Source organism: Paracoccus sediminilitoris (genome assembly GCF_003259195.1).
GTDB lineage: Bacteria > Pseudomonadota > Alphaproteobacteria > Rhodobacterales > Rhodobacteraceae > Paracoccus > Paracoccus sediminilitoris.
The window spans coordinates 728,026-749,010 of record NZ_QJPK01000001.1; the positions used below are offsets into that span (position 1 = coordinate 728,026).

18 protein-coding genes and 1 tRNA gene are annotated in these 20,985 nt (G+C 66.2%); 12 read left to right on the forward strand and 7 right to left on the reverse strand.

All coding sequences use genetic code 11. From position 1 onward, the window contains the following. Positions 1-138 precede the first annotated feature (138 nt). Complete coding sequence (locus DKT70_RS03545) at positions 139-1,095, forward strand: L-malyl-CoA/beta-methylmalyl-CoA lyase (RefSeq protein WP_111557808.1); 957 nt, start codon at positions 139-141, stop codon at positions 1,093-1,095. 115 nt (positions 1,096-1,210) lie between these two features. Here the strand turns inward: DKT70_RS03545 and DKT70_RS03550 are convergent, their stop codons facing one another. Together DKT70_RS03550 and DKT70_RS03555 are read right to left on the reverse strand one after the other, a co-directional pair. Beyond that, positions 1,211-2,092, reverse strand: coding sequence for a TIGR02186 family protein (locus DKT70_RS03550; RefSeq protein WP_233490401.1), 882 nt, complete (start codon positions 2,090-2,092; stop codon positions 1,211-1,213). After that, entirely contained in the window at positions 2,092-3,006 is a 915-nt protein-coding gene (locus DKT70_RS03555) for a sulfite exporter TauE/SafE family protein (RefSeq protein ID WP_111557809.1), read from the reverse strand. The genes DKT70_RS03550 and DKT70_RS03555 overlap by 1 nt, the downstream gene beginning before the upstream one ends. A gap of 206 nt (positions 3,007-3,212) precedes the next feature. On the opposite strand from DKT70_RS03555, the gene surE reads away from it, so the two are divergent. The 3 genes from surE to DKT70_RS03570 are packed head-to-tail and all read left to right on the forward strand — an operon-like array spanning position 3,213 to position 5,827. Continuing rightward, complete coding sequence (gene surE / locus DKT70_RS03560) at positions 3,213-4,031, forward strand: 5'/3'-nucleotidase SurE (protein WP_111557810.1); 819 nt, start codon at positions 3,213-3,215, stop codon at positions 4,029-4,031. Further along, the gene (locus tag DKT70_RS03565; RefSeq protein WP_111557811.1) at positions 4,028-4,684 is read left to right on the forward strand and encodes a protein-L-isoaspartate(D-aspartate) O-methyltransferase; all 657 of its coding nucleotides are present in this window, start codon (positions 4,028-4,030) and stop codon (positions 4,682-4,684) included. Before surE ends, DKT70_RS03565 begins: the two co-directional genes overlap by 4 nt. A 36-nt stretch (positions 4,685-4,720) precedes the next feature. Beyond that, positions 4,721-5,827 carry a LysM peptidoglycan-binding domain-containing protein gene (locus tag DKT70_RS03570; RefSeq protein ID WP_111557812.1) on the forward strand — a complete coding sequence of 369 codons (1,107 nt, stop codon included), beginning with the start codon at positions 4,721-4,723 and terminating at the stop codon, positions 5,825-5,827. 6 nt (positions 5,828-5,833) lie between these two features. Here DKT70_RS03570 and DKT70_RS03575 read toward each other — a convergent pair whose 3' ends face one another. Genes DKT70_RS03575 through DKT70_RS03585 form a run of 3 tightly spaced genes read right to left on the reverse strand, consistent with a single transcriptional unit; the run spans position 5,834 to position 8,423 of the window. After that, the gene (locus DKT70_RS03575; protein WP_111557813.1) at positions 5,834-6,364 is read right to left on the reverse strand and encodes a hypothetical protein; all 531 of its coding nucleotides are present in this window, start codon (positions 6,362-6,364) and stop codon (positions 5,834-5,836) included. Positions 6,365-6,387: 23 nt separating this feature from the next. Next, positions 6,388-7,719: a TolC family outer membrane protein gene (locus tag DKT70_RS03580; RefSeq protein WP_111557920.1), complete on the reverse strand. Its 1,332-nt coding sequence runs from the start codon at positions 7,717-7,719 to the stop codon at positions 6,388-6,390. Positions 7,720-7,769: 50 nt separating this feature from the next. Next, positions 7,770-8,423 (reverse strand): protein-L-isoaspartate O-methyltransferase family protein, encoded by a 654-nt coding sequence (locus DKT70_RS03585; protein WP_111557814.1) that lies wholly within the window; start codon positions 8,421-8,423, stop codon positions 7,770-7,772. Positions 8,424-8,572: 149 nt separating this feature from the next. On the opposite strand from DKT70_RS03585, the gene DKT70_RS03590 reads away from it, so the two are divergent. The 8 genes from DKT70_RS03590 (at position 8,573) to opgC (ending at position 18,880) form a co-directional block, all read left to right on the forward strand. Next, positions 8,573-8,646: transfer RNA gene (locus DKT70_RS03590), tRNA-Cys, on the forward strand. A 29-nt stretch (positions 8,647-8,675) separates the two neighbouring features. Continuing rightward, positions 8,676-9,878 (forward strand): 3-deoxy-D-manno-octulosonic acid transferase, encoded by a 1,203-nt coding sequence (locus DKT70_RS03595; protein WP_111557815.1) that lies wholly within the window; start codon positions 8,676-8,678, stop codon positions 9,876-9,878. Between the two features lie 35 nt (positions 9,879-9,913). Continuing rightward, on the forward strand, positions 9,914-10,321 hold the full coding sequence (locus DKT70_RS03600) for a DUF1178 family protein (protein WP_111557816.1): 408 nt from the start codon (positions 9,914-9,916) through the stop codon (positions 10,319-10,321). An 84-nt stretch (positions 10,322-10,405) separates the two neighbouring features. Beyond that, a complete protein-coding gene (locus DKT70_RS03605) occupies positions 10,406-11,662 on the forward strand; it encodes an aspartate kinase (RefSeq protein ID WP_111557817.1) in 1,257 nt (418 codons plus the stop codon). 67 nt (positions 11,663-11,729) lie between these two features. Further along, positions 11,730-13,976, forward strand: a complete 2,247-nt coding sequence (gene ptsP, locus DKT70_RS03610) for a phosphoenolpyruvate--protein phosphotransferase (RefSeq protein WP_111557921.1) — start codon at positions 11,730-11,732, stop codon at positions 13,974-13,976. A 130-nt stretch (positions 13,977-14,106) separates the two neighbouring features. After that, on the forward strand, positions 14,107-15,675 hold the full coding sequence (locus DKT70_RS03615) for a glucan biosynthesis protein (protein WP_111557818.1): 1,569 nt from the start codon (positions 14,107-14,109) through the stop codon (positions 15,673-15,675). Positions 15,676-15,677: 2 nt separating this feature from the next. After that, entirely contained in the window at positions 15,678-17,744 is a 2,067-nt protein-coding gene (mdoH, locus tag DKT70_RS03620) for a glucans biosynthesis glucosyltransferase MdoH (protein ID WP_233490402.1), read from the forward strand. Then, positions 17,741-18,880 (forward strand): OpgC domain-containing protein, encoded by a 1,140-nt coding sequence (opgC, locus tag DKT70_RS03625; RefSeq protein ID WP_111557820.1) that lies wholly within the window; start codon positions 17,741-17,743, stop codon positions 18,878-18,880. Before mdoH ends, opgC begins: the two co-directional genes overlap by 4 nt. Positions 18,881-18,911: 31 nt before the next feature. Here the strand turns inward: opgC and DKT70_RS03630 are convergent, their stop codons facing one another. Further along, on the reverse strand, positions 18,912-19,658 hold the full coding sequence (locus DKT70_RS03630) for a hypothetical protein (RefSeq protein ID WP_111557821.1): 747 nt from the start codon (positions 19,656-19,658) through the stop codon (positions 18,912-18,914). Beyond that, positions 19,642-20,736 carry a GSCFA domain-containing protein gene (locus DKT70_RS03635; protein ID WP_111557822.1) on the reverse strand — a complete coding sequence of 365 codons (1,095 nt, stop codon included), beginning with the start codon at positions 20,734-20,736 and terminating at the stop codon, positions 19,642-19,644. Before DKT70_RS03635 ends, DKT70_RS03630 begins: the two co-directional genes overlap by 17 nt. Between the last annotated feature and the right edge of the window lie 249 nt (positions 20,737-20,985).

A 20,985-nucleotide genomic window follows, 5' to 3' on the forward strand; every position in this document is an offset into this window, starting at 1 on the left:
CCGTGGTCCTGCGCCCAAACCGCCCCGCCCGTCAAGCGCATCAGTCCGCCTCGCCGCGCTGCAGGAAAGCCCTTGATGCATCCGCAGCGAAAGATTATTACCAAGCCAGTCCCGAATCTTTCCGAACTGGACCCTTGCATGAGCTTTCGTTCCCAACCGCTGCCGCCTGCCCGCCTGAACCGCTGCCAGCTTTTCGGCCCCGGATCGCGCGAGGCCCTGTTCCCGAAGATGGCAAAATCCGAAGCCGACGTGATCAACCTCGACCTCGAGGATTCGGTCGCCCCCGACGACAAGGACCGCGCCCGGTCGAACATCATCCAGGCGATCGGCGACGTGGATTGGGGGACCAAGACGCTGTCGGTGCGCATCAACGGGCTGGATACGCCCTGGTGGTATCGCGACGTGATCGATCTGCTGGAACAGGCGGGTGACCGGCTGGACCAGATCATGATCCCCAAGGTCGGGAACGCCTCCGACATCTATGCCGTCGATGCGCTGGTCACCGCCGTCGAACGCGCCAAGGGCCGGACCAAGCCCATCGCCTTCGAGGTGATCATCGAATCCGCCGCAGGCATCTGCCATGTCGAGGAGATCGCCGCCGCATCCCCGCGCATGCAGGCCATCAGCCTGGGCGCCGCCGATTTCGCGGCATCCATGGGCATGGCCACCACCGGCATCGGCGGCACGCAGGAAAACTACTACATGGTGCGCGACGGGCAGAAATACTGGCCCGATCCCTGGCACTGGGCGCAGACGGCCATCGTGGCGGCCTGCCGGACGCATGGGTTGCTGCCAGTCGACGGCCCCTATGGCGATTTCAGCGATCAGGACGGCTTCATTGCCCAGGCTCGCCGCTCGGCCACGCTTGGCATGGTCGGCAAATGGGCGATCCATCCCAGCCAAGTCGCGCTGTGCAACCAGGTCTTTTCCCCCAACGAGGCCGCCGTCACTGAGGCCCGCGAAATTCTTGCCGCGATGGAGCAGGCAAAGCGAGACGGCGCGGGGGCGACCGTGTACAAGGGACGTCTGGTCGACATCGCCTCGATCAAGCAAGCCGAAGTCATCGTGCGCCAAGCCGAGCTGATTTCAGCCTGAAGGAACACCCCGCGGACCGGACCAGTGGAGGGGTCGGGACCGCACCAAGGGGGAGGAGCAGGCCCTGCGAACCGTCGCAGGGCCTGTCGCATTTCAGGGTCTTCGTTGGGCCCGGTCAAGCGCGCCGCAGCTTGCGGAACCCGGCCGAGGCACCCCAGCCCGCCAGGACTGCCACCGCCAGCGACATCAGCCCGTAGAGAAGCGGCTGGTCGAAGGCCAAGTTATAGAGCCAGCGTTCCAGCCCCACCTTGCGCACCTCGATGGCGGCGCGGTGGACATCGATGACCTGGCCGTCGCGCAGCAGGAAGATCCGGGTCTTGTAATCCCCCTCCAACAGGTTGGCGGGCAACCGGATGTCGGCCCGGAACAGCGTATCCTGCGCCAGCTCGATCCCACCCTCGTCCAGCCGGAAATGGCCGTCATCTTCGCGCAGCCGCACCATGGCCTGCGTGAAGGCCGGGGCATCCGCGACCTCGGGGGCACCCTCGAAGGCCCGCAGCGCCTGCGGCAGCGAAATGCGATAGCGGCTGTCCCATCCGGGCAGCAGAATCTGGTCCAGGGGCCCGGTGCTGGACACGGCATAGTAGCTAGGCGCCGCACCGACCTCGACCCGTTCGGTGTTGACCCAGATGCCAAGGCGCCGCTGCTTGCGCCAGATGGTCATCGGCTGCGAAGGTGCCTCGATGGTGACGATCACGTCCAGCCGGCCTTCGGGGATCGGCGCCTCGCGGCGGATGGCGCCATAGATCAGGATCTCGGACCCGTCGAAGCTGGTGGTGATCGAGACCGAATCATCCGACAGACCCGCCACCACCTGTTCGGCCGGTTTCGGCACGTTTTCGGGGACCGCGCTGCGCGGACGGCCCGGATCGGGAAACAGCGGATAGCCCGCGCCCGTATCGTCTGCGGGCATCAGCGATCCCTGCGACTGCGCGGCAACCACCCCCGGCAGCAGCAGCGCGACGATCAGGGCGATCAGGGGGGCATGTCGGGACATCAGCGCACCCGCGTGACGATGGAATACAGGTCATCGGGCGTCAGGAACAGATCCAGCGCCAGCTTGGCGCAGACTGCCAGCACCAAGAGCGCCAGCAGGATCCGCAGCTGTTCGGCCCGCAGTTTCGCGCCCAGCGTGGTGCCGATCTGCGCCCCGATGACGCCCCCAACAATCAGCAGCAGCGCCAGCATCACGTCCACGGTGTTATAGCTGACGGCATGCATCAGCGTCGTGAAGGCCGTCACAAAGGTGATCTGGAACAGCGATGTCCCCACCACCACCTTGGTCGGCATCCCCAGCAGATAGATCATCGCGGGCACCATGATGAAGCCGCCCCCGACCCCCATGATCGCCGCCAGCACGCCGACCGCCACACCCACCAGCAAGGGCGGGATGACGCTGATATAGAGCCCCGAGGTCCGGAACTTCATCTTGAAGGGCAGGCGGTGGACCCAGTTGTGCTGATGCAGCCGCCGGCGACCGGTCGGATGTCGGGCGCGGCGCAGGGCGCGCAGGCTTTCCTGCAGCATCATCCCGCCGATCAGGCCCAGAAACACGACATAGCACAGCTGCACGACCAGCTCGACCTGGCCCAGCCGCTGCAAGATGTTGAAAACCAGAACGCCCAGACCGGACCCGATCAGCCCGCCCGCCAGCAGCACGCCCCCCATGCGGAAATCGACGGTCTTGCGCTTCATATGCGCCAGAACCCCCGAAACCGAGGACGCCACCACCTGGTTCGCGCCGGTCGCAACGGCGATGGTGGGCGGAATGCCGATGAAAAACAGCAGGGGCGTGATCAGGAAACCGCCGCCGACACCGAAAAGCCCGCTCATGACGCCGACAAGGCCGCCCAAACCCATCAGGGTGAAGGCATTGACCGAGACCTCGGCGATGGGAAGGTATATCTGCATACGCGTCGCGGTCCGTTTCGTTGCGTCAAGGATGCATCGCCCCGCATGTCAGGTCAAACCGCTTTCCGCCCCCCGCCATCACGGTTGCGCATGTTCGGGTTGAAGCGCGACCATGCGACGGCTAAGCAAAGGCAAGGTCACATCCGCGTGCAAAGGCAAAATCCCGCCGGTGCCGGACATGCAGGGCCTGATTACAAGGGGGCAGGATGCGCATTCTCATCACCAATGACGACGGCATCAACGCACCGGGCCTCGAGGTGCTGCACCAGATCGCGACGCAACTTGCCGGCCCCGACGGACAGGTCTGGACCGTGGCCCCCGCGTTCGAGCAATCGGGCGTCGGTCATTGCATCAGCTATTCCCACCCCACCATGGTCGCCGAACTGGCCCCCCGCCGCTTCGCGGCCGAGGGCAGCCCCGCCGATTGCGTGTTGGCGGCCGTCGGCGACATCATGGCCGACGCCCTGCCCGACCTGGTGCTGTCGGGCGTCAACCGCGGCAACAATGCCGGAGAGAACGCGATGTATTCCGGCACCATTGGCGGCGCGATGGAGGCGGCCCTGCAGGGTCTTCCCGCCATCGCCCTGTCGCAATATCTGGGCCCGGAGACCGCCAAGCTGGACGATCCCTTCGAGGCCGCGCGTCTGCACGGTGCAACGGTGATCCGGCGGTTGCTGGATCATGGCGACTGGACATCGGACGCGGATTTCCGGCTGTTCTACAACATCAACTTCCCGCCCGTCGCCGCCGCGGCCGTGCAGGGCATCCGCGTCGCCCGCCAGGGCAAGCGCCACGGCAGCAGCTTCGGCGTCGTGCCGCAGACCGCGCCGAACGGGCGGCGCTTCATGTGGATCGCGGGCGGATCGCAGCAGGCGCCCGCGCAGGACGGCACCGATGTCGCGGTGAACCTGGAGGGTTATGTCTCGGTCACGCCGATGCGCGCCGATCTGACCTGCCATGATTCGCTGGTGGGCCTGGGCCGGGCGCTGAACGACCTGACCCTTCCCGGCGAGGCTGCCGAATGAACGACGAACCCCAGGACAGCCCGGCCGAACGCAAGATGCGCTTTCTGTTCCAACTGCGGTCGCGGGGCGTCACCGATCCCCGCGTGCTGGAAGCGATGGAGGGGATCGACCGCGGGCTGTTCGTACGCGGCCAGTTCGCCGACCGCGCCTATGAGGACACCCCCCTGCCCATCCCCTGCGGCCAGACGATCAGCCAGCCATCCGTGGTCGGCCTGATGACGCAGGCGCTGTCGGTCGGGCCGCGCGACACCGTGCTGGAGGTGGGCACCGGCTCGGGCTATCAGGCGGCGATCCTCTCTGGGCTGTGCCGCCGCGTCTATACCGTCGACCGCCACCGCCGCCTTGTCCAGGAGGCCGAGGCCACCTTCCGTCAACTGGGCCTGCATAATATCATCGCGCAGGTGGGCGACGGATCGCGCGGTTTGCCCGACCAGGCCCCCTTCGACCGCATTCTTGTGACCGCCGCCGCCGAAGATCCGCCCGGCCCCTTGTTGGCACAGCTGAAGATCGGCGGTATCATGGTGGTTCCTGTCGGTCAGTCGGACGCGGTCCAGACCCTGATCCGCGTCAGCCGATCCGAAACCGGGTTCGACTATGACGAGCTGCGACAGGTCCGGTTCGTTCCGCTGGTCGAGGGGTTGGGCCAGACATGACCCCCGGCCGATTACAGGCAGGCTGAGGATATCATCATGAAGAATGGCTCTTGTCGTGTCGCTGGCGTCGTCGTCGCGTCCCTTGCCTTGGCGTCCTGCGGCACCGAGGGCGGCTTCGACCCCGATCTGCGCGGCTGGATGAATGGCGGCCTGGACACCGCCCCGGCCGCGGCGCAGGCAGCACCCCGCCCCCAGCCGGACAACCGTGGCGTGATCACCTTTGCCAACGGCCAGGTGGCGGTCGCGCAGGCGGGCGATACGCCGGCCACCGTCGCAGCCCGGCTGGGGCTGGATGCGGGGCAGCTGGCGTCCCATAACGCCCTGCCCGCCGATGCGCCCCTGCGCAGCGGGGCGGTGCTGGTCCTGCCCACCAAGGTCGCTCAGGGCACCGTGGCACGACCGACCGGCATCGCGGCCATCGTCACCGATCCCTTTGCCAAGGGCACGGGCACCAAAGCCGCGGCCCCCTCTCCGCAGACGCCTTCGGAACATGTCGTGGCTTCGGGCGAAACCGCATGGTCGATCGCCCGCAAATATGACGTGACGGTGCAGGATCTGGCGTCGTGGAACGGCCTGCCCGCGAATATGGACCTGCGGGTCGGACAGCGCCTGATCGTCCCCAGGCCCGGCACGAAACCCGATGTCTTGGCGACCACCGTTCCCGGCACCGGCAGCCCGACCCCCAAGCCGCCTTCTGCCGAGACCCCCCTGCCCGATGAAACCACCGCCCCTGCATCCGAACCGAAGCCGGATGCGCCGACGACGGATCTTGGGGCGACACGGACCGCGGCGTCGGGGGGCGGACCGCTGCGGATGCCGGTTTCGGGGTCGATCATCCGGATCTATGAAAAAGGCAAAAACGACGGCATCGACATTGCCGCCCCTTCCGGGACGCCCGTGACGGCGGCCGGGGCTGGCAGCGTGGCCGCGATCACCCGCGACACGTCCGGCGTCCCGATCATCGTCGTCCGCCACGAAGGCGACCTGATGACGGTCTATACCGGGTTGGACGGGGTGGATGTCGCCAAGGGCGACACCGTCAGCGCGGGACAAAGCCTCGGCAAGGCCGGCAATGACGGTTTCGTCCATTTCGAGGTCCGGCGCGGTTTTGAAAGCGTGGACCCCGAAAAGATGCTGAACTGAAGCCGCCTAAAGGTCGACCAGCCTGTCTTCGACCGCCATGGCGACCTGGGCACGGATCACCGCCCGCAGGTTCGCCGAGAATTTCTGCCCCATCTCGCCCTCCAGCTTTTCATGAACGGCCGAGTGCAGCTGATCCCGCAGGTCGGGATGGGACATGACGATCCGCGCGATGTCCTGCGCCGTGGGGATGGGCGCGGGTTCCGGCTGTTCAACCGGCGGCGCAGGCTGGATGACCGGTTCCGGCACCGTAGGCGCCGGCGGTTCCAGACGGGTCAGGATGCGCGCGCAGCAGGCCTGCCAGATGCGGAACAGCGTCGGGCGCGGTGGAACGACCGACGGTTCGGCAATGCTCAGCACTGTCGGATCCGCGTCAATCATGGTGCGGATGGTGCGGACCGTAGTGCCGATATCGGCCCGCAGGCGCAGGGCGTCCGACGTCACTTGTGCGATCTGGGGGCGGGTGAAGCGGTTGCCGCGGCGCTTGCGGGACAGGCGCAGTGCGGGGGCCGGGGCGGGTTTGCGACGCGGCCTAGCCATGCCGCAAACCACCGGTCAGAGGATCAGTTGCGGCCGATGGCGCGCAGCACGCGGTCCAGGCTTTCGCCCTGCTTGCTGGTGGCCGGCGCATTGCGCACGGCGTTGTAGTATTGCGATGGGTCATAGGTCGGAATTCCCAGTTTCAGGTTTTCTACCGTCAACAGACCCATAGCAGCCAGAAGTTGATAATGCGCTAACTGCAGGTTGGATTCCGCCGTGATGCGATCGGCCCGCGCCTCCAGCAGCGATTGTTCCGCGTCCAGCACGTCCAGCGTCGTCCGCGCGCCCAGCAGGGCTTCCTCGCGCACGCCGTCATAGGCCTGCTGGGCGGCCGAGATCTGCTCGGCGATGGCGGTGATCTGCGCGCGTGCCACGTCGATATTCGCCCATGTCTCGCCGACCGTCTGGCTGACCTGGCGCGCCGTGTTCAACAGCGATGAGCGCACTTGGTCGCGCTGCGCCATGGCCTTGCGATGGGCCGCCGACAGGCGTCCGCCCGAATAGATCGTCTGGTTCAACCGCAGCCCGACCGAGGCATCGTTGGTGCTGCCGTAACCGCCGTTCAGCAGGGCCTGGGGTTGACGGCTGACACCGACGCCCGCCGTTCCCGACAGGGTCGGGTTGCGTTCGGCAGCGGCGGCGGCCACGCCGATTTCGGCGGCCGCGGCGCTGCGCTGCGCCTGCAACACCGAAGGATGGGTGCGCTGCGCGATGGCGCGCGCTTCGTTCAGCGTGGCGGGCAGCTTGGGCAGCGGCGGCGGCGCCGACAGCGACACGGGCAGCTTGCCCGTCACGGCCAGATAGGCCTCGCGCTGGACCTCCAGATCACCATTCGCGGCGGCCAGGCTGGCGCGGGTGGCGGCCAGCTGGGCGTCGGCCAGCGCCACGTCGGTGACGGTGATCTCGCCCACGTCGAAGCGGTCCTGGGCGGCCTGGCGTTCGCGCGACAGCACCTCGACCGAGTTCTGCTGCAGGGCGACCTGCTGGATCGCCTCGCGCACGTTGAAATAGGCCAGCGCCGCATCCAGCAGCACCTGCTGCTCGATCGCCACAAGCGCCTGACGGGTCGCCAGAACCTGTTCCTTGGCGCCGTCGATGGCCAGCTGCGACCGACCGAAATCATAGAGCGTCAGGCTGGCGTTCAGTTCCAGCGAGGTCGAGCGACGCGTCGTGTCCCCTTCGGTCCGCGCGGCGCCATAGCTGGCGACCCATTCCACCACCGGACGCAGCGCCGCCACGGCGGCGGCGACGTCTTCGTCGGCGGCCCGCAGCACGGCCCGGTTCTGTTCGATCAGCGCCGAATGGCGGTAGGCGGCGACCATCGTGTCGGCCAGCGATTCGGCCCGCGCGGGCATGGCGGCGGCCAGCCCCAGCAGCGCAACGCCGGCAAGGCGGGCCAGCGGCCTCACAGAGAGAACCCTCGGGCGCGATCGAAACCCTTCAGCATCGGCGCATTGGCATTGAAGCAATAGCGCCAGCTGACGCGGCCGTTCAGCCGGTGCCCGATGCGGGCGACCCCCAGATTGCCTTCGCGGAACAGGGCCGCGATGCGGCCGCCATCGCGCAGCTGGTCCATGATCGCGGGGGGAACATCCTCGACCGCACCCTCGATCAGGATGACGTCATAGGGGCCCTGCTTGGGGGCGCCTTCGGTCAGCTCGGCCTTCAGGACCGCGACGTTGTGCATGCCGGCATCCGACAGGCGCGTCTCGGCCTCGGCCGCCAGCTCCTCGCTGTCCTCGATGGCGACGACCGCCTCGGCCATGCGCGACATCACCGCGGCCGAATAGCCATAGCCGCAGCCCAGATCCAGAACCAGCTCGTCGGGCTGGATGTCCAGCGCATCGACCAGCTTGGCCAGCGTGCGCGGTTCCAGCAGCACGCGGCCGTTGCCAATGTCCAGATTCTCACCGGAATAGGCGACCGAGCGGCGGCTGGCCGGAACGAAGTCCTCGCGCGGGATGTCCAGCATCGCCTCGATCACCGGGAATTTGGTCACGTCACTGGGGCGGACCTGCGTGTCCACCATCATCGTGCGCCGGGTGGCGAAATCGCTCATGTCGGGGAACCTCTGCTCGACCTCTTTGACCGCTTATTGCCATGTTTGCACGAACTGGGCAACGCCGGACGTGACAGGTCGCGGCATCGGTCAGATCGCGTCTTGCAAGGCGCCGCGCAATCCATTAAGCCATGCCCACTCTCGACGGCGGTGGGTTGGCGGAGAGGTTACGCACCGGATTGCAAATCCGTGAAGACCGGTTCGATTCCGGTACCCACCTCCACTTCGACCCGACGCGAGGGTGACTTTCCCATGATCTATACCGCAACGACCCGCATCGCAGAAGCCGCGCTGCGGCTGCGCGCGGGCCTGGGCGGACCGGCCACCCTGCGCGAGAGGCTGGTTTCCGGCCCGCGACCCGATCCCGCCACGATCTGGGTGCATGGCGCGTCGGTGGGCGAACTGACATCGGCGCGGCAGGTGATCCACCTTCTGGCGCAACGCCATTCCGTGCAGATCACCGCCAACAGCGAAACGGGGCGCGATCTTGCGGCGGGCTGGGGTCTGCCCGCGATGCTGGCCCCCCTGGACCTGCCCGGATCACTGGACCGCTTTCTGGGCGCCTGCCGCCCCCGTCTGGCCGTCAGCATCGAGGCCGAGTTCTGGCCATTGCGGTCGCGCCTGCTGGCCGAACGCGGCGTGGCGCAGGCCCTGATCGGTGCACGGCTGTCGGAACGGTCGGCCGGAACCTGGGGTCGATTCCCGCGCATCATCCGCCCCATGCTGGGCCGAATCGCGGCACTGTCGGCCCAGGACCAGGCCAGCGAGGCCCGCCTGCTGACGCTTGGGCTGCCCAGTTCGGCGCTGTTGCCCCGGCTGGACCTGAAACTGCTGGACCCGGCCTCGGTGCCCGCGCCGCCCGATGCCCCCTTGCGCAACGCGACGCTGCTGGCGGCCTCGACCCATGAGGGCGAGGATGCGCCGATCCTGGATGCCTTCCTGACGGCCCGCGCCGAACGTCCCGAATTGCGCCTGATCCTGGCCCCGCGCCATCCGGACCGTGGCGACGCCATCGCGGCACTGATCGCCGCGCGCGGGATCGCGGTGTCACGCCGCAGCGCCGGGGCCGACCTGCCCCCCGCCGGGGGCGTCCTGCTGGCCGATACCTTGGGCGAGATGCCCCGCTGGTATGCCGCCGCCGGCATCTGCATCATTGGCGGATCGTTCCGCGACCATGGGGGGCACACGCCCTGGGAACCGGCAGCACGGGCCTGCGCGCTGCTGCATGGGCCGCATACCGCCAATTTCGCCGAGGCCTTCGCGGCCCTTCAGGGGGCCGGCGGCGCGCTGCCGGTCACGGCCGAAGACATGGCGTCACATATCCTGCGCCTCGCCGCCGATGCCGACCTGGCACGGCGCATGGGCCACGCCGCGCGGCAGTTGCTGATCGCGCGTGCGGGCGATCCCGCTGCGCTGGTGTCGCGGCTGGACGAACTTGCACAGCGGCCCGCCTGACCCGATATAGACGGGATGACGGAAGGATTTCTGCGATGATCCGCTATGCCCTGCGCTGCGCCAATGGACATGATTTCGACAGCTGGTTCCGGTCCTCGGACGGCTATGACGCCATGCGCGCGGCAGGCCAGGTGTCCTGCGGGACCTGCGGATCGACCGAGGTGCAAAAGGCTCTGATGGCGCCCGCCGTGTCCGAACCGCGCCCGATCACCAAGCCGAAATCGCCGGACGAAACCGCGTTGGACAAGCTTCGCCAGCATGTCGAGAAGACGTCGGACTATGTCGGCAGCAATTTCGTCGCCGAAGCCCGCGCCATGCATCAGGGCAGCCGCCCCGAGCGCGCCATCCACGGAGAGGCCCGTATCGAGGAGGCCCGCAAGCTGATCGAGGACGGCGTCCCGATTGCCCCGCTGCCCTTCCTTCCACGGCAGAAGGCGAACTGATCTTGCGCGAACAGGGCCTTGCCCTTTCGCCTTTCCACCCATACAAGCCCCGCCGACAAACAACCTTTGGCTGGGGGCCCGTATATGCCGCTTCTGGTGATGAAATTCGGCGGCACGTCTGTGGCCGATCTGGACCGGATCAAGAACGCCGCCCTTAAGGTGCAGCGCGAGGTCGAGCGTGGTTATGACGTCATCGTCATCGTCAGCGCGATGTCGGGCAAGACCAACGAACTGGTGGGCTGGGTCGAACAGACCTCTCCGCTGTTCGATGCGCGCGAATACGACGCCATCGTCAGCTCGGGCGAGAACGTCACCGCGGGGCTGATGGCCCTGACCCTGCAGGAACTGGGCGTGCCCGCCCGCAGCTGGCAGGGCTGGCAGGTGCCGATCAACACCACCGCCGCGCATTCCGCCGCCCGCTTCGTGGACATTCCCCGCGCCAACCTGGACCAGAAATTCGCCGAAGGGTTCAAGGTTGCCGTGGTCGCCGGCTTCCAGGGCCTGGCGCCCGACGGACGCATCACCACGCTTGGCCGTGGCGGCAGCGACACGACCGCAGTGGCCTTTGCCGCGGCTTTCGGGGCCGAACGCTGCGACATCTATACCGACGTGGACGGCGTCTATACCACCGACCCGCGCATCACCTCGAAGGCGCGCAAGCTGGACCGCATCGCCTTCGAGGAGATGCTGGAATTGGCCAGCCTGGGTGCCAAGGTGCTGCAGACCCGTTCGGTCGAACTGGCCATGCGTTACAAGGTCCGGCTGCGCGTCCTGTCCTCGTTCGAGGAGACGGACGACAATTCGGGCACGCTGATCTGCGATGAGGATGAAATCATGGAATCGAAAGTCGTTAATGGCATCGCCTCGTCGCGCGACGAAGCCAAGATCACCCTCGTGACGGTCGAGGACCGCCCCGGCATCTCGGCGGCGATCTTCGCGCCCCTGGCCGATGCGGGCGTGAACGTGGACATGATCGTGCAGAACATCTCCGAGAAGGATTACGAGGATCACCCCGGTTCGGTGACCGACATGACCTTCTCGGTGCCGATCAACCAGGTGGAACGCGCCAAAAAGGCCATGGAAGAGGCGCGTGCCGCCGGCACAATCAGCTATGACGACCTGAACATCGACACCGAGGTCGCCAAGGTCAGCGTCGTCGGCATCGGCATGCGCAGCCACACGGGCGTTGCCGCCCGCATGTTCAAGGCCTTGGCCGACGACAACGTCAACATCAAGGTCATCGCCACCAGCGAGATCAAGATTTCGGTGCTGATCGACCGCAAATATATGGAACTGGCCGTGCAGGCACTGCATGATGCCTTTGGATTGGAACAGGCATAAGGCCCGTTCGACAGGGGCCTCGCCCGTTCGGGCGGGGCTGATGCGCAAGGCACAAGGCGGACATGCGATGCAGGATCGCACGGACAGCGACTCGCGCAAGCTGCTGCGGCGGCTGAAGGAAATCCTTGCCGCGGCCGGTGGCGGGCAGGACCGGCTGGATCAGATCACCCATCACATCGCCGATTCGATGGGCACCCAGGTCTGTTCCATCTATCTGTTCCGCGACGCCAGCACGCTGGAACTCTGCGCCACCGAAGGCCTGCGCCCCGAGGCCGTCCACCAGACGCGCCTGCGCCTTGGCGAGGGCCTGGTGGGCCGCGTCGCCCGCACCGGACGCCATGTCAACACCGCCGATGCGCCATCCGAACCCGGCTTCCGCTTCATGCCCGAAACCGGCGAGGAGGTCTTTCCGGCCTTCCTCGGCGTGCCGATCCAGCGCGTGGGCGAACGGCTGGGGGTGCTGGTCGTGCAATGTTCCACCGCCCGCCAGTTCACCGAGGACGAGGTCTATGGCCTCGAGGTCGTGGCCATGGTCCTGGCCGAGATGACCGAGCTGGGCGCCTTTCAGGGCAGCAATGCCGACAGCATGCCGCTGGCCCACCGCTTTCCACTGATGGTCCGCGGCGCCACCGGCCAGGAGGGCGCGGCCGAGGGGCGCGTCTGGCTGCATGAACCGCGTGTCGTCATCGCGAACCCCGTGGGCGACGATCCGGAAACGGAACTGGCCCGCCTGCATGAAGGCGTGGACAAGCTGCGCAGCCGCGTCGATTCGATGGTCGCCGCCGCGGATATGGACGGCGATGGCGAACATGCCGCCGTTCTGGAAACCTATCGCATGTTCGCCCATTCGCGCAGCTGGCTGAAGCGCATGGCCGAGGATATCCGCCTTGGCCTCTCGGCCGAGGCCGCCGTCGAAAAGGAACAATCCTCGGCCCGCGCGCGGCTGGAAATGGCGGCCGATCCCTATCTGCGCGACCGCCTGCACGATCTGGACGACCTGTCGAACCGGCTGCTGCGCATCCTGACCGGTCAGGGCAGCGACACGGGTGCCGAAATGCCGGACAACCCGATCCTTGTCGCGCGCAACATCGGGCCAGCCGAGCTGCTGGAATACGGCCGCCGCCTGAAAGGCGTCGTGCTGGAGGAAGGCTCCGTCGGCAGCCACGCCGCCATCGTGGCCCGGGCGCTGGCCATTCCGCTGGTCATCCACGCCACCCGCATCACCACCGAGGCGCTGAACGGCGACCCGATCCTGATCGACGGCGACCAGGGCATCGTCCACCTGCGCCCCGAGGAAAGCGTCGCCAAGGCCTTTCAGGACAAGATCGCCATGCAGGCCGAGGCGCAGGACCGCTATGCCAGCCTGCGCAACCTGCCCGCCACCGGCACCTGCGGCACCACAATCCAGCTTTACATGAATGCCGGGCTGATGGCCGACCTGCCCTCGCTGGACGGGTCGGGGGCCGAAGGCGTGGGCCTGTTCCGCACCGAATTGCAATTCCTGATCCGCAACCATGTCCCCCGCCGGGCCGAACTGGCAGGCCTTTACGGCCGCGTCATGGACAACGCCCATGGCAAGCCGATCATGTTCCGCACGCTGGACATCGGCTCGGACAAGGTGCTGCCCTACATGAAGCCGCAGGACGAACCGAACCCCGCGATGGGCTGGCGGGCGATCCGCGTGGGCCTGGACAAGCGCGGCGTCTTGCGCATGCAGCTGCAGGCGCTGATCCGTGCGGCGGTAGGGCGGCCCCTGCACGTCATGTTCCCCTTCGTGGCCGATATCACCGAATACGAGGCCGCGCACCGCATCCTGATGCAGGAACTGGCCCGCGAACAGCGCCTCGGCCATCAGATGCCCACCGACGTTCGCGTGGGTGCAATGCTGGAAACGCCGTCGCTGGCCTTTGCGCCCAAGCGTTTCTTCGAGATGTGCGATTTCGTGTCCATCGGCGGCAATGACCTGAAACAGTTCTTCTTTGCGGCGGACCGGGAAAACGAACGCGTGCGGCGGCGCTATGACACGCTGAACGTGTCCTTCCTGGCGCTGCTGCGCCAGATCATCGCGCGATGCGAAGATGCGCGCGTGCCGGTCTCGTTCTGCGGCGAGGATGCGGGCCGGCCGATCGAGGCGCTGACCTTTGCCGCCTTGGGCATCCGGCGCCTGTCGATGCGCCCAGCCTCGATCGGGCCGGTCAAGCACCTGATCCGCCGCGTTTCCATCACCGAACTGCAACAGGTCATTGCCGAGGCAGAAGCCCAAGGATTGAACAGCGTTCGCGGTCCGGTCACGGCCTGGCTGGCAAAACAGTGAACAAAACGGCGGTTTTGCGGGTTGCCGTCACGGCGCGTATCGGTCGATACGTCATGCCGGATTTGCCCATGCTTGCCGCAAACGCGCTTGCGTCCTATGATCACACGGTTTTCTTGAGATATCCCCCGATATGAAGCGTCGTCAATTTCTGAATGCTGCCACCGCGATGGCTGCCGGCGGGTCGCTGATGGCGGTTCCCGCCCAGGCACAGGATCCCCAAGGCGACCCCGAAAAGGACGCCCAGGCCTTCGGCCCCGCCAAGCCCGAAGCTTTCGGCTTCGAAACCGTGGCCAAGATGGCCGAGGATCGCGCCACACGGGTCTATGAACAGCCCATCTCGAAGCTGGTGGGCAGTTTCGCGGATCTGAATTACGACAAGTACCGGGGCATCCGCTTCCGGCGTGATCGCGACCCCTGGGCCGGAAGCGACCGCTTCGGGATCGATCTGCTGGCGCCGGGGATGATCTTTTACGAACCCGTCAACATCAGCCTGGTGCGGGCGGGCATGCCCCAGGCGATTCCCTTCGATCCGTCGATGCTGGAATTCGATCCCGCGCAGTTTCCCGACGGCCCGGACCTGGAGACGGTCGGTGACATGGGCTGGTCCGGCTTTCGGGTCCGCACCTTCCTGAACCGCCCTGGCGTGATGGACGAATTCCTGGTCTTCCAAGGTGCCAGCTATTTCAGGGCCGTGGCGCGCAACACGCTTTACGGCCTGTCGGCGCGCGGCCTGGCCATCAAGACGGGCAGCCCCGATGGCGAGGAATTCCCGCTGTTCACGGATTTCTGGATCCACGAACCCGAAGAACATTCCGACACCGTGCGCATCCATGCCCTGCTGGACAGCAAATCGGCCACCGCCGCCTTCCAGTTCGATGTGACACCGGGCGCCGTGACGATGGTGCGTACGCGCATGGCGCTGTTCCCGCGGGTCGATCTGCGTGAAACCGGGATCGCGCCGCTGACCTCGATGTTCTGGTTCAGCCCGGCCAGCCGTCGTTCGGTCGACGATTACCGCCCGGCCTGCCATGACAGCGACGGCTTGCAGATGCAGACCGGGGCCGACCAGTCGCTGTGGCGCGGCTTGATGTCGCCGCGCACGCTGCAGATTTCGGGCTTTGTCGACAAGGACCCCAAGGGTTTTGGCCTGGTGCAGCGCGCCCGCGATTTCGAAAGCTATCAGGACGCCGAGGCGATGTACCATCTGCGCCCTTCGGCCTGGATTCAGCCCGAAGGCGACTGGGGCGAAGGCGAGGTACGTCTGGTCGAGATCCCGGTCGAAAACGAGTTCAACGACAATATCGTCAGCTATTGGGCGCCCAAGGAACCCCTGGCGCGCGGGCAGCGGCACGAATACCGCTATCGTCTGTCCTTTGCAGCGCTGCCGCCCAGCGACCTGCCCTTGGCCAAGGTGCGTCAGGTCAGGTCGGGCCGATCGATCAACGTCGAGACCACGCGCAGCTTTGTCATCGATTTCGATCTGGGCCTGTTCCGCGAAACCTTGCCGCAGTTCCAGGTCCAAGCCTCGGCCGGGCGGATCGTGCATGCCTATCTGAAGCCCCTGCCCGACCAGAACGCCCTGCGCCTTGCCTTCGAATTCGAACCGGGCCGCGAACAGGTCGCCGAATTGCAGGCCCAACTGACCAACGAGGAGGGCGTCGCCCTCAGCGAGAAATGGTTGACCCGTTGGACGGTGTGAACATGACCCACAGCGCCCCGCCCCTTGCCCCCTTGGCGATGCCCGTGCAGGATTTCGCGGCGATGCCCAAGGGCGGGCCTGCGCGACAGATGAACGACCTGCGCACTTGGATGGCGCGCCTGCTGACCTTCGGGGGCGCCCTGGTCATCGCGATCATTGGTTTTACCCAGATGCTGACGGCCTTTGGCGATGATCCGACGGCCATGCAGATCGCGCTGCTGGTGCTGTTCACGCCGACCTTCGCATGGGTCGGGTTTTCCTTCTGTGGCGTGCTGGCGGGGCTTTTCGCGCCGAACCTGACGACGCCCGACGGCCCGAACGACGCCCGCGTGGTCGTCGTCATGCCCATCTATCACGAAGACGTCGCCGTCAGCACCGGCCTGCTGGTGGCGCTGGCCAACCAGCTGCAGGCCGAGGGCATGGCCGATCGCGCCGAGATTTTCATCCTGTCCGACACCCGCGACCCCGAGATCGCGGTGAACGAAACTTTGGTCGTCCATCAGGCCCGCCAGATATCGCCCCTGCCGATCTGGTATCGCCGCCGCCTGTCGAACGAAGACCGCAAATCCGGCAATGTCGCGGAATTCGTGCGCAACTGGGGCGGACGCTATGACCAGATGGTCGTCTTGGACGCCGACAGCGTCATCTCGGGCGCGACGGTGCGCGAATTGTCGGCCCGCATGAACGCCGATCCCCGCATCGGGCTGATCCAGACCATGCCGATGCTGGTGGGGGGCGAGACCATCTTCGCCCGCCTGACCCAGTTCGCGGGCCGCGTCTATGGTCCGATGATTGCGCGCGGGGTGTCGGCATGGTCGGGCGATACCGGCAATTACTGGGGCCACAACGCGATGATCCGCATCGAGGCCTTCACCCAGGCCTGCGGCCTGCCCCGCCTGTCGGGCAAGCCCCCCTTTGGCGGCACCATCCTGTCGCATGACTTCGTCGAGGCCGCGGCCCTCTGCCGCGCCGGCTGGAAGGTGCGGCTGGACCACGACCTGCGCGGCAGTTTTGAAGGATGCCCCCCGACCCTGCTGGACATGGCGGCACGCGAACGCCGTTGGGCGCAGGGCAACTTGCAGCACAGCCGCCTGTTCGGCATGCGCGGCCTGCGCGGCATCAGCCGGGCGCATTTCTTCATCGGCATCATGGGCTTCCTGATGAGCCCCTTGTGGCTGGCCCTGATCCTGGTCGGACTGGTCCTGTCGGCCACGGTGCTGCTGTCGACGCCGGAATATTTCCCGAACTCCTATCAGCTGTTCCCCGAATGGCCGGTCTTCGACAGCCAGCGCATGCTGTGGCTGTTCGTCGCCGCCATGACGCTGCTGCTGCTGCCCAAGTTCATCGCCACCTTCCGGGCGTTTTCGCGCCCCTTGGCGAAACAGGCGGGCGGGCGCAAGCGGGTGCTGGCCAGTGCGCTGTTCGAAACCATCCTGTCGGCGCTGATCGCGCCCGTGCAGATGCTGGTCCAGACCCGCCAGATCTTCGAGATCCTCAGCGGCCGCGACAGCGGTTGGGACGCGCAGGTCCGCGCCGGCCACATGCCCGGCTGGGGCGTGGTGCTGCGCCATCACTGGGCGCATGTCGCCTTGGGGCTGGGTACGCTGGTGGTTCTGGCGACCTTCTCTCCGGAACAGCTCATCTGGCTGTCGCCGATCCTGGCGGGCCTGATCCTGTCGCCGCTGACCTCGCGCCTGTCGGCCAGCCCGCTCTTCGGTCGTTGGGCACGGATGCGCGGCCTGCTGCTGACCCCCGAGGAACGCAATCCCCCCGCCATCCTGACCGAGGCCGCGGCCATCACCCGCCGCCTGCCCTTGGCCGTCAGCGGCCGCGACAGCCTGCGGCGCCTTGCGACGGACAGGCAGGCCCTCGACAATCACATCGCCATGCTTTCGCCCCTGCCCGAGGACCAGCCACGCGGCCTGCGCCTGGCCCGCATCACTGCCGAGGCCAAGATCGCCCACGCCGCGACACGCAATCAGGCGCTGGACGACATGGACCGCAGCGAAACCGACGCCATGGTCCTGGACCCGGCCCTGCTGACCCGTTGGAGCAGCCTACCCGCATGAAACGCCTGATCACGCTTGATATGCTGCGGGGCTATGCCCTGCTCAGCATCATGGTCAACCACATGCCGCTGTCGGTCATGCGGTCCGTCACTCTGCCCAATTTCTCGATCTTCGACGCGTCTGAGCTGTTCGTCCTGCTGTCGGGTTTTCTGGTCGGAATGGTCTGGCGCAGCGTCGAGGCCAAGGAAGGCCGGCGCACCGCGCAGCGCCGCTTTGCCCGCCGCAGTTTCGAAGTCTGGCGGGCCATGATTCTTGGCGCCTTGGTAATGGCGGGGCTTTCGGCGGCCCTTTGGGCGTCGGGGCGGCCGCACACCGCGATCTGGAACCAATACGCCATCTGGATCGTCGAAAACCCGCTGTTCTACATTGCGGGCGTGGCGTCGATGTGGCTGCAACCCAACATCATCGACGTTCTGGCGGTCTATGTGGTGCTGATCGCGTCCTCGATCGCGGTGGTGCCCCTGATGCTGCGCTGGCCGCTGCTGGTCGCGGTGGGTTCGGTCGTCATGTGGTGGTTCGCACCCCAGCTGAACGCCCCGATCCCCACCTTCGGCAACAGGAACGGGTTCCTGTTCAACCCCTTCGGCTGGCAGATGCTGTTCTTTACCGGCACGGCCATGGGCCTGTTCCGCCAGAGCCTGATGGCGCGTCTGCACCCTTATCGCCATGCCCTGACCGTGATCGCGATTGGCATGTTCGTCTTTGGCTGCACCATCGTCATCGCCGCCCGCATCGGCGAACCGGCCTTGGCCCTGCGCACCGCGATGAAGACGCTTTATGGCGAGGTCGACAAGTGGAACCTGGACGGTACCCGCTATCTGGCCATCGTCGCGGCGGCCTGGCTGGTTGCCGTGCCCTTTTCCCGACCGATGGAGTGGTTCTCGGCCAGCCGGCTTGGCGTCGCCTTCCAGCAGATCGGGCGTGGCGGGCTGTGGTCCTTTGTCATCTGTGTCCTGCTGTCGGTCGCCGGTGACGCGTTCCAGATGAACCCCGAGGGAAAATCCGCCCTGCTGCGGCTGGCCATCGACATCTGGGCATGCGTGACCCTCTGGTGGGCATCGATCATCTGGCTGGAATATGGCGCGCCGTGGCAACGCGCCCGCAAGACGCGGCGCAGCATCGGCACCGCTGCCTGACCGGACAACCTGTCGCCGCGCAGCAGTACTCTCAGGTCTTATGGGCCAGGGCCATGCCGGACGTGGCCTCGGTCATGTCCTGCCGGATTGCCTCGATCATCTCCAGCCCCCACTGATCATTGGCATGGACCAGATCATCGTTCGGGCTCTTGTAATAGCGCGGGTCCAGCAGCATCCGGTCATCCCCGAAGCGGCCACGCAGATCCAGGATGCGGATGCCCATTCCGGTCAGTCGTTCGCTGATCACCCCGTCATACGCCATCCAGATATGGCGATTTTCCGGCAGGAACCGGGTCGGCCCGAAAACGCAGGTCACACGGGGCGCCATGCGCACCAGCGTCTGATAGAACTGCAGATAATCCGCGATGTAATCCTCGGCGGTGGCACGCGCGATCTTGGCCGAAATCAGGGTTCCGTCCTGCCCATTGGCTTGGGCCGCGGTCGTGATGTCCCGGACAAAATGGATCGCCGTCATGCCGACATTGGCATAGATCGGCAGCTTCAGCGCGAAGGCCTGTCGGAACAGGACGTTCAGCTTGGCGGCCTTTCGCGCAAAGCGTTCGGTCCGGTCGGCTCCGTAAAACCCGTCATCCCGGCGCAGTTGCGACAGCTGGAAATCAACCCTGCCATCCTGGCCTGTCACGAACTCCGCACCGACGAAATTGGGCGAGGCGGCAGCGATGGCGCGCTTGAATTCCAGACCGGTGGCCTCGCCGCTTTTGATCATGATCGAGGCGTGGGAATCACCCACCAATGCGGCGTCAATCACGGTCGTCATTGAAGCGGTCCAAGGCGATTTCCTCGCAGATAATGTCATGGTCGTGGGCGGCCTTGGCGACGGCCTTGGCGATCCGGCTGTCCGGGGCAGCGGGCAGTTCATCCCCGGCATCCCCGATCCCCAGCCCCTGAAGGAAATGCCGCATCACGTAATCCACGCCATCGGGCGTCACCGAACGACGGTCATCCTCGAACATCTGCCGATCCAGACCGGGGCTGCTGACGATCTCGTAGGACGGGAAATAGTCCACGTCGGGATGCAGAGATTGGAAATGCCCGGCTGCGGCCCGCAGCACCGACTTGGACTGCGTCGTGGCCGTCAGGACGTGGGCGCCCGGTTGGGCCGTCGCGGCCAGGGGCACCGGCGACACGGTCAGCAGGATCTTGATCGACGGGTTCATCTTGCGCAGCTGAAAGCGGATCTTCTTCAGGTCTGCCAGAATATCGGGATAGTGCAGGTTTTCGAACCGATGCAGGTCGGGGTCGAACGTTCCGCCCATGGTGCCCGGGCAGGCGGAGTAGCGCAGGCCCGTGCGGCTGTTCATCCAGCCCTCGGTCAGGCCAAGGGTAAAGATGAACAGGCTGCTGTCCTGAACGCCGCGACGGATGGCCTGCAGGGTGGCCTTGCGGGCCATGAACAGCTCTTCGACGGTTTCAAAGCCGCCCGGTTCGATCTGCGGGCGAACCGGATCAAGAAAGGCGCCATCTTCGGCCCAGACCTCTTGGTCCTGGCTGTCCGGTTCCAGGGCCCAGCCCAACAGTTGGACCAGCATGCGCGTCGTATAGATATTGCCGGTCCGGAAGGAAAAGATGCCATACCCGAAATCGCGGGCCGTCGCCGCGTTCAAGCCATAGGGCGGGCGTTCGGCCTGCTGCCACGTGAACCCAGCCTGGGCCAGCGCACGGCTGATATGCTGGGCGAAGCAGGAGCCCGTCGTCAGAATCGGGTCGTCGCGCGTCAGCGGGAACTTGGGCGTCCACAGATCGGGCAGGACATCGCCGGACCGCGCGGCACGGGCGACAGAGGTCCGCCAATAGGCCTGACGGGGCAGTTTGCTGTAGGGATGTGCCGAGGACATGCTGCGACCCTTGTCTGGAACCGGCGTGGTCTGATGCTGGCGTCTTAAAAAACCATTCTGCCGGAAGCTTTCCACGCGCGGTGAATTGTTGCAAGTTCTGTACAATTTTTACGCGAGTGGTTGCAAAGCATCTCTGACCCGCTGGCAAAGCCCCGCGAACCTGCCCAATCCATGACCAATCCTTGGGCCCATGCGGATGCGTGGTCATGACCAGTTCGGTCCGCGCCAACGAAAAAGACGCCTGCCGCC